Consider the following 12380-nt stretch of genomic DNA (forward strand, 5'->3'; position numbering starts at 1 on the left):
ACATTCCTACTTTTTCATATCGCTATTTTCAGCCTCCGGTTTTATCTTTTTCTTCCTGAAGATGAAGAGTTCACTCAATCGGTCCATCTTCCGGCGCAGCACAAGGCCGACACCCGTTTCGGTTATCTCACCGTCGAGTATGCTTTCGTAGTTTTTATTATGGAATACACGGACATATCGAGTACCCGACGCATCAAGACGGTATTCCAGCGATATATTGTCAATGAATGATTCCGCATCGTTCGTGGCATTGGCCCCGGTGGACACTTTTCCACCGATGACTATCTGTACGCGGTCGTTGAAGAAACGCTGGGAATAACGAAAACTGAAGTCTTTCTGCGTGTCACCCGTTTCAGCAGAGGTACGGTCTTCCACACCTACACTGATATTGGCCCCTTTTATACCTCCCGCCAAGGAGTTTATCTGGCTCTGAAGCACTGAGTTCAAGGCGGCTCCCATTGACAAACCTCCTCCTTTGGCACCACTGTTCAGGTAAATACCCGTGGCAAGCATGGCAATGGCCTGCTTGCTACGCTCTTCTGCACCCATTGCCTGCAGCTCATTCTCTACTGCGGCATCTTCGGGCGCCGAAATATCGAATATCAAATCGGGAGCGTCAAGCCTGTTCTTGATGGAAATGGAAACATCGAAGTTCACCATGCGCGAACCGTCCCCGTCACCATCGGCCACAGAAGCACGCATACGTTCCGTAGCCTTCAGGCTCAGCGTAGGATTCATAATATTCCCCCGCCAATCCACATAACTGCCGGGATTGAACTGGAACTCCTTCAACGGGATGATAGGCAGCGAATATTTCATGACGCCACCCGAAAGGGTATAGCGTCCGGTAAGGCTCATATCCCCTTGGGGAGTATACTGCATATTCAAATCACCGCCACCTTCCAGTTCGATGTATTTGCTACGGTCGGGACTCAGATCGGCACGAAGACGGACAGCATCGTCAATATGGACGGACATATACATTTCCAATCCTCCCAAAGACATGGCAGGAACCTCATCTGCTTTTACCGACGTCGTATCGGTGAACGAGGTAAAGGTAACCAGCCCACTGAGACGGTCTTCCACCGTTAAAGGGGAATCGGTCAACACGTAGGTTACGTTGGTATTGCCCAGCAAATTCATGTTTCCACGCATCGTGAGCCCGTCAAGCGGCCCCTTCACCGTGGCATGCAAGTCGACGAACACCTTTCCATACACCAGACTTTCGCGGGTACGCGGTGCATCCAGCAACGTATAGTTCTCTGCCAGCAGATTGAGGTTGGCAGTAGGACGCTCCATATTCCGGAAATCAACCTTACCGTCAATCGTAAACGGATTCTTGCTGGTGGTATAAATGGCAAACTTATCAAATATCAACTGATTGTCCTTTATCTGTACCGGACGGTTGTCGAACCAGTAACGTGCTCCCGCCTGGCGTGCATAGACAGACACACTGTCCAAAACAATATCACCATGCATTTGAGGCTTGTCCAGCGAACCATAAATATAAAGCCCTCCATCAATATCTCCGGTAAAGGCCACCGTTTGGTCAGGGATGAATGCATTGGCCATCTTCAATGGAAAATGCTCGAAACGGGTGGACACTTCCAGGGTATCCTTTCCGTTCTTCTGCGTCAAGATACCGTCGGCGGTCATCACTTCTTCATTATCATATGTAAAATAGGTATTCAGATAGTGCGTATTCTTGTCGCCCGGCAACCAGGTAGCCCCCAGGCCGATGTCTCCAACCGGTTGGCGTTCGTAGGTCAGTTTCTCTACATTGGCTTCGGCGGACACCTGCAGGGAAGTGGCAGTCTGTATATAATTTGCTTCGGCGGAGAACAATCCCGTAAGCCGGGGCATATAAGGAAGTACCTCCGTAAGTTCATCCAAGCGCAATCGGCTCAGTTCTACGTTTATATTCTGCAAGGAAAGGGTATCATTCTTGTCGGATTGCATACGGAAACACAGACCATCGTCGCTGTCCATATCAATATTGGCATAGACGCGCATATTCTTATGCAGATAAATCCAGTTACTATTGTCCGCAAAGTGGAATTTACGGAAAGCGATAATCGGCTCGGCAGGAATAAGGTTCAGCAGCACACCATTACCGCGACCGTGTCCTTCGGTCAACGGACGGGCATTAATACCGAATAGAACACCGGTCTGCCCTTTTCCATTCACATAATCCACAGTCAGTTCCGCATCTTCATTACGGACTTCACCCGTCAGTGTGCTACGGAACACAAACTGCGGGTTCTTGGGACCGTTTATGACACCACCTTGCAACTTCATGCGGGCAGTATCCTGCTTTACTGTAAAAAATATCGTATCGAGCTGCAAGGAGTCCATGCGCAATCCGTGAACAGCTGTACGTCCATTGATGCCGACTTGCGGAGTAAATCCGAAGCTCAGTTTGAAATCATTATAGGAAATACCCTTTGCAGCCAGGAAATAGCTGACGGGATTCTGGTTACCGGCTTCCAGATGCATGCCCGCTGAAGGAAGGACTTGGCGCAAAGCGGCATGGTCCAAACGCCGTTCATCAATCTGCTTTGTCAGGATAGAGACAAATTTATCCGACTGTTCCATCAACTTCTTCAACGTGCTGTGAGCGCGGAAACGCAGATTCAAGTCACCGGCATCAAGCCTCAACTTGAGAGAATCATGACGTGCCTCCGCTCCCATTGTAAAGGCAAACGGGTGTTTCAATGGTCGGGGCACCAAACCCAGCTTATGCAGATTCACCTCTTCCACATTTAAATCCAAAGCGCCATCCAGATAGCTGCGGTCAAGACGCATATCCGCATTTCCCTGCATCTTGAGAAGGACATTATCGCTGGCAAGACGGACGGTAGCAACGGATGACTTGAGTCCGGCATGCACATCTACACCGGAAATGTCCCAATGGCCATACTGTAGTTTTTCCAAGGAGGCATTCAAAGCGGCCACAGTTTTTCGTGATGCCACATCCACCCCTTGCCCCTTAGCGGACATCTTTGCCGTAAGAGTATAGATAGAGTCCTTGGGCAGGAAGTGATGCACCTGCAAGTTGTTGATGGCAAGGTCGGCATGGTAGGCTTCCGTAGCAAGATTATAGGCGGCGTCCAAATTCAAGGCGCCTTCCTTCTCCTTCAGTTTCAGGGCGGCAGTGCACTGCGCCCCCTCCATACCGAGACGTGCCGCAAGGTGCATACTGTCCGGCACAATGATGGAGCCATCGGGAGCAATGTCAGCTAGTCCGGTCAGGAAGTTCAAGTTCTGCGTATGCATTTCGAAGTCCATGCTTCCATTACGTTTCACACTGTCGGTCAAGCTCCAGAATTCTCCTCCCCCACTCAACGAAAAGGCTCCGGGCAGCTCAGCCGTAAAACGGGAAATCTGCATCTGCTTCAGGTTTCCTTCCGTACCGGCATGAATCACCAACGGACGGAACGGATAGGCTTCCTTGAAAGCTTCCGGCAAGCCACCGGCAAAAAGCAGTACATCCTGTTTGCCGATACGGGCATTGAAACAGGCTGTCAGACGGCCGGTGGTAGGTATATTTATCAGTTCCCAGTAAGTCTGTGCCGTAAGGTTCATCTCACTATGAGGTGTCAGCAACTTCAAAGAAGGGATACGGATAACGGTAGAATCGGCAAACAACCGCCCGGTCAGGGAAGTTACACTCAAACCGGAACGCTCATACATGGAAAATTCCCGGATAACGGCATTCATATCTCTGCCGTAGTACATCACAGAATCAATGCCCAGGCGAATGTCGCGAAGAGCAATGTGCGAGGGGTCGAAGCCTATCGCACTCCCCGGGCCACCGGTATCATAATTGACAGAAGTTCCAGTCAGCAGGAATTTTCTCCAGCCATAGAACTGGTGTTTCAGGTCGGCAGCAGCGTCCGCAATCTCAGCATCTCCTATATGGGCTTTCAGCCCCATGGAGTCCAATGGCATCTGTAAATCGACCGAGACGTTCTTCAACTTCAGAGTATGGAGTGTGACTTTCCAGTTTAACGCAGTGTCAGTAGTGTCCTTGGGAGTCTCAGTGGTATCTGCAAGCATCACCTGCACATGGGTATCGCTCAATTCTATATTATTGAGGATGGCATCTTCTTTTGTAAGGTCTATGCCATGGCTTTCGAAAAAGAAATGCCCCAGTACTCCTTTGATGCACATACCTTCCATTAAATTGGAGGAGTTGACAGCAACTTGTTTCAAGGTAATGTCATCCACCTCCACTTTCCCTTTGAGTAAAGGCCATGCCTGTACCCGTACGTTCAAACTTCCAAGATTCAGCAAGGTATCGGGATGCTGCACATCAACAGCACTGTCGGCAGGCTGTACCACCAATACACCGCGGACCAACAAATTCAAAGGAAAGCGAAGGTCAATCCGCTCCACGGATATGTCCATACCCGTAGCACCTGATGCAATTGCCGTAGCCTGCTTCCGTATCAAATTCTGTACGGGAGGCACATAAAGCAATATCATCAATATTATAAACAGTATAATAGGAGTAAGCAACACCCACAGTGCTGTTCTCAACCATTTTCTTCTCATCGGAACGTCAATCTTTCATCGTATTTAAAAGTCCTACAAAGTAAACAATTTCTTTCGACATTTGGTTCCCGACAGAGAAAAATCACGTATTCTTCTCTGTTCCCCCATTACGGAAAAGCTGTTGCCTGAGTAATGACATCCTCTATCAAAACGAGGGCGGCAAGGGCGTGTTCTTTCAACTCTCCGGTAAAAGGCACTCCATGAGAAGTTTCCAACAGTTTCAGCAATGCAACCAGTTCCGCTGCTCCAATTAAAGTAAAGAGGGGAATCATTTTGTGGGAGACAGCAGCCATCTCGTCCACATCCTCATTCTCCACAGCCTTCTGCAAACGCTCCGCATTGAGGCGGGTTTCAGCCACAAAACTTTCCAGAATGGACTTTGCCGCCTCGGGGTCATCGACCGAAAAAGCAGTGAGCGAAGAGAATTTATACCCCGGGCAAGCCGAAGTTTCCGAAACTTCCATAACCTCCATCCCTTTGTCCTCCATATTCAATTCATGTAGCAATTCACTGACGGTAAACGGCTTATGCAGGCATCCGGCAAATCCATGCACCGTAAATTCCTCACGCTGCATGTCACTGCGGGCAGTGACAGCAATCACCGGAACAGACTGTGCCTGCGGTATGTTCGAAGCACGAAGCAGTTTCAGTAAATCAAAACCATTAATAGCAGGCATCTGCACATCAGTAAGCAGAACATCAAAGGTTGCAGTGCGCAAGGCATCCAGCAGTTCATCCAGTTGTAAACAAGAGACAGAATTTATACCACTCTGCTGAAGCATGGCGGCAGTAAGGGTAAGCTGAATACGGTCATCATCGATAAGGAGGACATTCTTCAGTGAAGAATGAGGAACGGGGAATGAAGAATTGCCATTCGGCGTGGCAGCACATCCCGATTCTTCATCCTTCATTCTCCGTCCTTCACTCCTTACGGGATAGATAGGAATATATATGGTGAAAGTGCTTCCCTTGCCTGGCACACTGTCTACATCAATCGTGCCTTCAAGCAACTGTACCAGCATACGGACAATGGAAAGTCCAAGTCCAAACCCCTCTTTACCCTGAGCACCCGGTAAGCGGGTAAACTCCTGGAAGATACGTTCCCGGTCGGCAGGTTCCATACCTTTACCGGTATCAGCAATGGCAACTACCAGTCGACGGTCCTCGTAACGGGCAGTCATGGTAACACTGCCTTGGTCCGTAAACTTCACGGCATTGGACAGCAAATTGTTGATAATCTGGCGCAGACGCAAGGGGTCGCAAATATAGGTACCGCCCAGCTCCGGGGCAATGTCGCAATGAAGCGCCAGTCCTTTGGCAGCCGTAAGTGGTTCAAAACTGACGTGTATCTCTTCAAGCAGGCGGGAAGGATGAAAGGTGACCCGGTTGATTTCGGCCTTGTTCAAATCAAGACGATGGAAGTCGAGCAAATCAACGACCAGCTTCAGCAGATGTTCCGATGAGGTTTTCATATTGTCCAGATAGAACCGCTGACGCTCATCCACCGTCAGACGGGAAAGCAAGTCGGCATAGCCCATAATAGAACCGAGCGGGGCTTTGAAATCATGGGTAATGGCAAGCATCAGTTTTTCACGGACAGCGAGTAAATCCTCGGCACGACGACGGGCCTCTTCCAACTCACGACGGTAACGGTTGCTTCGGGTTATGTCGCGGCCGATGATAATAAGAAAAAAAGCGGAAAGCAACACCGCACCTACGGCAATGCCACTGATAATCTTGGCCGAACGGCGTCGGACCGCTTGTTGATACTCGGCTTCCGTCCGTGCACGCAGCAGAGTTTCCGTCTCGTAATCTTTCAGCAAGCTGTCAATACGAGCGGTCAGCATATGGTCCAAGCGTTGCAGATAGCGTTTACGTCGCTGTATAACAGTGTTTACAGCTTTTTTCTGCTGGGCCACGGCACGCAGTTTCTCATGCAAAGAATCGGCCGGATTATAGGGTTCAATCACCGTATCCGTTGCAAATTCAAGGGAGGTCTTTACCTGGATAGCCGTATCTTTCTTTGGGGGGACAAACACTTCACCCAAACGACGGAAAAACCCCTTCTTCCGAGGGCGTGTCACGACGGTATCCCGATGTGTAATGATACGGTGCTGCACACGCTGCTGGGTCACTACCGAGTCCTGCTGGGCAATTATCTGCTCAATGTCACTGGTGGATACCATGCTGTCATTCGCCTCACTCAGCGTGCGCAGCATTTTTATCGTATTGGTATCCTTCTCGCGTATCAAAGCAAGCACGCTGTCTGTCCATTGTACATCGCGGTCATCAGTAAGAATAAGGTTCTCCATTTCCCGGTGTACGAAAAACAAGGAAAAAAACAATACCGCCAGCAACAAAGTGTAGCCTACGGCAATCTTTACTTTGGAGACATTATTCATACTATCAAATCCTTTCCCTGGTCTGTTTACGGAACCTCAACCACAGCATCACTCCCGCACTGGTCAGTCCGAACGGGAAAGCCATCCAGACTCCCGTCAGCCCCCAACCGAAAACGAAACCGCAAAGGTACCCTACGGGCAAAGATATAATAAAATAGGATATAAATGCAATAATCATCATCGGTTTCACATCCGAGATGCCGCGCAGGGCATTGGCAAAGTTAATCTGCAACCCATCGCCGAACTGGTAAATCAAGAACGGGAAGAAGAGAGCGGCAACCATGCCGGACACTTCCGCATTGTCCGTAAACCATCCCCCTACCTGACCGCGAAGCGCAAAGACGATACCCAGCAACACCACCTCCATACACAGGATGATGTGAAGGCCGGCATACGCCGAGCGGCGCACATTCTGCCCGTCTCCCTGCCCCTTGAAGTTGCTGACACGCACGGCAACCGCAGCGCCCATGCCATAATACATCATGAAGGTGAACTGAGAGATAGTAAGCATTATCTGATGCGATGCTAGGGCAAGTGTCCCCAGCCAACCCACCATGACGACGCTCAGACTGAAGGAAGCGGTCTCCATACCCATCTGCATACCCACGGGCCAGCCCAGTGCATTGAGCTTCCTGAACATCGGCATCGACCACCCCAGCCGCATGAAGCCGAGCCTGTAACGGATAAACCGGCGGCCGCGAAGCACAATCGCCGCAAAGACCACCACCATCACAATGCGGGAGAACAAAGTGCTGATACCCGCACCAAGCAGTCCCATCTCCGGAAAGCCCAGCTTTCCATTGATAAGTATATAGTTTCCTACGATGTTAAGCGCATTCCCTCCGAGCAGAATCCACATGGCCGTCTTGGTATCGGTGATGCCGTCCGTAAACTGTTTGAAACCGTTGAACAGCATGACAAAGACCAGTGAAGCAAGCAACACCAGATAGTAAGGCTTGATTAGAGGCAACAATTCTCCGGGCTGTCCCAGCCGCTCCACATTGAAATAGAGAACAGCCATGACAAGAGTCAGCAACAAAGCCACCAGCACATTGGCAACCAGGCTACACCGCAACGCCTGCCCTGCCTCGGCAAAGCGGCGGTTACCGTAGAAGCCCCCTACAACCGGTGTCAGCCCGTAGCTGAAGCCCGTACTGAAAATAATGCAAAGAGTAAACAGATTGTTTACGAAAGAAGCGGCACCCAGTTCCTCCGTGCTGTGATGCCCAATCATCAGCGTATCGGCAAAACCAAGCACAATGACTCCCAACTGCCCCACCACAATGGGTAGCCCCAGGAGAAGCAATGCTTTATAGTGCTGCTTATACGTATCAAATAATTTTTTCATACTAAAGGTTTTCTTTTTGGTAATAAAGCACAATCCCGTTTTCATCGCGGAAGGTCTGTTGGGCGACCCTATGAAGCTGTTCTGCCGTCACAGAGCGGTAATTGTCCACTTCACGGTCTATGTCTTCCGCCTGCCCGGTCAGTTCAAACCAGGCAAGATTCGTGGCAACATTCAGATAATTGATGTTGCCGAATATCTGTGTAGACTCAAACTTGTTCTTTACTTTCTCCAATTCCTGCTCTCCAACAAACCCGGATTTCAACTCTTCCAACTCTTTCCGGACAGCAGCCTCGGCTTGTTCCAAAGATACGCCTGCAGATGGTTTTCCACTGATATGCAGCAGGCCGGCATCCCGTGTACCGGAGATATAGGCATCGAGACTGGAAAAGAGCTTCTGCTCCTGCACCAGCCTGCGGGTCAAGCGACTGGAACGTCCATTGCTCAGAATATCCGACAGAATATCGAAGGCATAATAATCGGCATCCTCACGGCTACACATGTGATAAGCCATGAACAAAGCATCCAGAGGAACATTCCGTTCCACCGTCTGCCGGCGTTCTGCCGTCTGTACAACTTCTTGCGGTAATTGCCTTACGGGCACATTCCTACGGGGAATGGGAGCAAACCATTTTTCTGTCAGCCTAACCGTTTCTTCCCACGAAATATTTCCGGTAACGGCCAGCACTGCATTATTAGGTGCATAAAAACGAAAAAAGAATTCCTTTACCTCATCCAGCGTGGCATTGGCAATGTGAGAGAGGTCTTTCCCGATAGTAGGCCAGCGATAAGGATGCGTTTGATAAGCCAAAGGACGAAGCAGATGTCCCACATCACCATACGGCTGGTTCAAGCAACGTTGTTTAAATTCCTCCATCACCACCGCACGCTGCACTTCAAGACTTTGCTCACTGAATGCCAGTTCCAGCATGCGGTCGGACTCCAGCCAGAAGCCGATTTCCACATTCGATTTTGGAACCGTCAGGTAGTAATTGGTAATATCATTATTGGTCCATGCATTATTCTCCCCGCCTGCCAATTGCAAAGGAGCGTCATAATCAGGAATATGCACCGAACCTCCGAACATCAGATGCTCGAACAGATGGGCAAAACCCGTATGCTCGGGATGTTCGTCACGGGCACCCACATCATAAACAATATTCAAGGCAACCATCTGCGTGCTGGTGTCCTCATTGTGCACCAACCGCAGACCGTTGTCAAATATCTTTTTGTTTATCTTCATAAAATGGAATGACAGAATCTATCATCAATCTATCACTGTCACTTTTTTAATAACCACATCCTCTTCGGGCCGGTCGTTACGGTCAGTCTTGACCTTCTGTATTTTATCAACAATATCCATACCTTCCAGCACTTCACCGAACACGGTATATGCACCGTCCAAATGCGGAGTACCGCCCACGGTAGTATAAGCCTTCACCTGCTCGGGGGTAAACTTGAACTCCGGTTCCTTGGCAACCTGAGCCTCTGCCTGCGCAATCAAGGAATCTTGCAAATCCATCAGACCGTCCTGGTCATTATTCTTACGCATCTTGTAGATTTCCTTCATATGCTTCTGCGCCAACGCGTTGAAAGCATTGTTCAGGCGCATCTGATTCATCTGCTGTTCCATCCCCAGCAAGGTAGAGTCATTATACACTTTTCCGGTCACAATGTAGAACTGGCAGCCGGATGATGCCTTGTCGGGGTTCACCTCATCACCCTGGCGTGCAGCCGACAAAGCACCTTTTTTGTGAAAATACTTCGGATAAACAAATTCGGCAGGAACGGTATAACCCACGTCGCCTGCCCCCAGCATCTTGCCTTTCGGAGCCTTCTTCGATTCCGGGTCACCTGCTTGTATCATAAAGTCCTTGATGACACGGTGGAACAGCGTACCTTCATACGTGCCGTCTTCCACCAGCTTGATAAAGTTATCACGATGTTTCGGGGTTTCATTATACAGTTTCACGGTGATGTCACCCGCACTTGTTTCAATCTTCAGCTTCGTTTCTTTTTCCATATCTTCCTCTTTCTTTTGTCCCGGCTTGCAAGCAGTCAGACTGCAAACCAGTATAGTTAATAATACAATAAGATTTCTTTTCATTTTGTTTTTTATTTAATTTAAGTTTGCAAATATACTAAAATCAGACAAAAGCACTTACCTTTGCCTACATAAAAGAGATAAAAGGCTAAAGCAATGACATCCATATTAATTGTAGAAGATGATATTACTTACGGCATGATGCTAAAAACATGGCTCGGCAAAAAAGGTTTCCAAGTAACCTCTGCCAGCAACATTGCCCGTGCTCAAAAACATATTGAGTCGGAAACCGTAGACTTGATATTGTCTGACCTGCGCCTGCCCGACAAGGATGGCATTGACTTATTGAAATGGCTGGGCGAACACGGCCTGCAAATACCGCTTATCATCATGACAGGATACGCTGACATACAGTCGGCCGTCCAAACCATGAAACTGGGAGCCTGCGATTACATTGCCAAGCCTGTGAACCCGGACGAATTACTGAAAAAAATAGGCGAAGCCTTGAATGCATCATCCTCCGCTTTGAAACAGATGATGCATTCGTCCCGAACAGATGATGCGTTTACCCCAAACAGACCATCCGTTTCACCCAAACAGACGATGCATTCCGACAAGATGAAAAATCAGCCTCTGAAGGGTGCAGAAGGCTCATTGTCCTCCTCCGACTTCCTTGAGGGAGAGAGCGACGCAGCCAAACAACTCTACAATTATGTGAAACTGGTTTCACCTACCAATATGTCTGTACTCATCAATGGTGCCAGCGGAACGGGCAAAGAATACGTAGCTCACCGCATCCACCAGCTCAGCAAGCGTGCCGACCAGCCGTTTGTAGCCATCGATTGCGGTTCTATTCCCAAAGAATTGGCCGCTTCGGAGTTCTTCGGGCACATAAAGGGCGCCTTTACCGGCGCACTGACCGACAAAACGGGCGCTTTCGTCGAAGCCAACGGCGGTACCATCTTCCTGGATGAGATAGGTAATCTGAGCTATGAAGTGCAAATACAGTTGCTGCGTGCTTTGCAAGAGCGCAAGATACGTCCGGTAGGTTCAAACAAAGAGATAAGCGTGGACATACGTCTGGTATCCGCCACCAACGAAAATTTGGAGCAAGCCATCGAAAAAGGGGCGTTCCGTGAAGATTTATATCACCGTATCAATGAATTCACCCTACGCATGCCGCAACTCAAAGACCGCCGTGAAGACATCCTGCTCTTTGCCAATTTCTTTCTGGACCAGGCCAACCGCGAAATGGACAAGCAACTGACCGGCTTTGATGACAAGGCATCCCGCGCCCTATTGGAATATCCCTGGCCCGGCAATCTACGCCAAATGAAGAATATGGTACGCCGTGCAACCTTGCTGGCACAAGGCAAATTCATTACTATCAACGAACTGAATGAACTGAAAGAACCCGCACCGGCCATCATCGGTATCCCTCTCCGCAATGAGGAGGCAGAGAAGCATCAAATCATCGAAGCCTTGCGGCAGACGGGAAACAACAAGAGCCGCGCTGCACAACTGTTGGGCATTGACCGCAAAACGCTGTACAACAAGTTGAAGCTTTATAACATATCCGACTAAAGGGTGTGGAATTATTCCACACTCTCCTCCACACATTCCACACTTTTCCACACTATGCCACACTTTGCATAGAAACATATATCGCTAATTATCAGAGTATTATCCAGTATACACTCTTTCTGGCACACCATTTGACCTATATCAGACGTAAGCAACAAGCGCTACAACAAGCAAGCACTTAGACTTAACAATAAGATATACCAACCTAAAAGCAAATGAATTATGAAAAAATTAGTATTAGTAGCAGCCCTGTTTATGTTTGTTTGTGGTGGAACGTTCTTGGCTCAAGCTAAGGCTCCGGTAGAACAGCCGAGTAAGACAACAACCTTGTCTAACGACACTGTGGTAACGGATACTTTGCAGAAAGCCGAGAACGTCCAAGACACAGCAAAAGTGGCCCAATAACAGTAAGCACACTACAACAAAAAAGCCGTTTCCTCCTTGTCTA

The 12380-nt window shown here is 49.0% G+C and carries 7 protein-coding genes; 2 read left to right on the forward strand and 5 right to left on the reverse strand.

Features of this window, described 5'->3' with window-relative positions; all coding sequences use genetic code 11:
• Positions 1-6 precede the first annotated feature (6 nt).
• The 5 genes from CSD97_RS11150 to CSD97_RS11170 form a co-directional block, all read right to left on the reverse strand.
• On the reverse strand, positions 7-4557 hold the full coding sequence (locus tag CSD97_RS11150; RefSeq protein ID WP_098032393.1) for a translocation/assembly module TamB domain-containing protein: 4551 nt from the start codon (positions 4555-4557) through the stop codon (positions 7-9).
• A gap of 107 nt (positions 4558-4664) precedes the next feature.
• A complete protein-coding gene (locus CSD97_RS11155; protein WP_005828587.1) occupies positions 4665-6959 on the reverse strand; it encodes a hybrid sensor histidine kinase/response regulator in 2295 nt (764 codons plus the stop codon).
• Positions 6960-6963: 4 nt separating this feature from the next.
• Positions 6964-8307: an MATE family efflux transporter gene (locus CSD97_RS11160; RefSeq protein WP_008665947.1), complete on the reverse strand. Its 1344-nt coding sequence runs from the start codon at positions 8305-8307 to the stop codon at positions 6964-6966.
• Between the two features lies 1 nt (position 8308).
• Entirely contained in the window at positions 8309-9547 is a 1239-nt protein-coding gene (locus tag CSD97_RS11165; RefSeq protein ID WP_005828590.1) for a pitrilysin family protein, read from the reverse strand.
• A gap of 24 nt (positions 9548-9571) precedes the next feature.
• Positions 9572-10411, reverse strand: a complete 840-nt coding sequence (locus CSD97_RS11170; protein ID WP_035450289.1) for a peptidylprolyl isomerase — start codon at positions 10409-10411, stop codon at positions 9572-9574.
• Between the two features lie 93 nt (positions 10412-10504).
• On the opposite strand from CSD97_RS11170, the gene CSD97_RS11175 reads away from it, so the two are divergent.
• Both CSD97_RS11175 and CSD97_RS11180 read left to right on the forward strand, forming a co-directional pair.
• The gene (locus CSD97_RS11175; protein ID WP_008665943.1) at positions 10505-11932 is read left to right on the forward strand and encodes a sigma-54 dependent transcriptional regulator; all 1428 of its coding nucleotides are present in this window, start codon (positions 10505-10507) and stop codon (positions 11930-11932) included.
• Between the two features lie 222 nt (positions 11933-12154).
• On the forward strand, positions 12155-12337 hold the full coding sequence (locus tag CSD97_RS11180; RefSeq protein WP_005828596.1) for a hypothetical protein: 183 nt from the start codon (positions 12155-12157) through the stop codon (positions 12335-12337).
• Positions 12338-12380 lie beyond the last annotated feature (43 nt).

The organism is Bacteroides sp. AR29 (genome assembly GCF_900217715.1).
GTDB lineage: Bacteria > Bacteroidota > Bacteroidia > Bacteroidales > Bacteroidaceae > Bacteroides > Bacteroides uniformis.

What these genes read in the sequence shown, in the direction of transcription:
- CSD97_RS11160 (WP_008665947.1), bottom strand. Translation starts at nt 8,307, where the DNA reads ATGAAAAAATTATTTGATACGTATAAGCAGCACTATAAAGCATTGCTT.
- CSD97_RS11150 (WP_098032393.1), bottom strand. Translation starts at nt 4,557, where the DNA reads ATGAGAAGAAAATGGTTGAGAACAGCACTGTGGGTGTTGCTTACTCCT.
- CSD97_RS11175 (WP_008665943.1), top strand. Translation starts at nt 10,505, where the DNA reads ATGACATCCATATTAATTGTAGAAGATGATATTACTTACGGCATGATG.
- CSD97_RS11180 (WP_005828596.1), top strand. Translation starts at nt 12,155, where the DNA reads ATGAAAAAATTAGTATTAGTAGCAGCCCTGTTTATGTTTGTTTGTGGT.
- CSD97_RS11155 (WP_005828587.1), bottom strand. Translation starts at nt 6,959, where the DNA reads ATGAATAATGTCTCCAAAGTAAAGATTGCCGTAGGCTACACTTTGTTG.
- CSD97_RS11165 (WP_005828590.1), bottom strand. Translation starts at nt 9,547, where the DNA reads ATGAAGATAAACAAAAAGATATTTGACAACGGTCTGCGGTTGGTGCAC.
- CSD97_RS11170 (WP_035450289.1), bottom strand. Translation starts at nt 10,411, where the DNA reads ATGAAAAGAAATCTTATTGTATTATTAACTATACTGGTTTGCAGTCTG.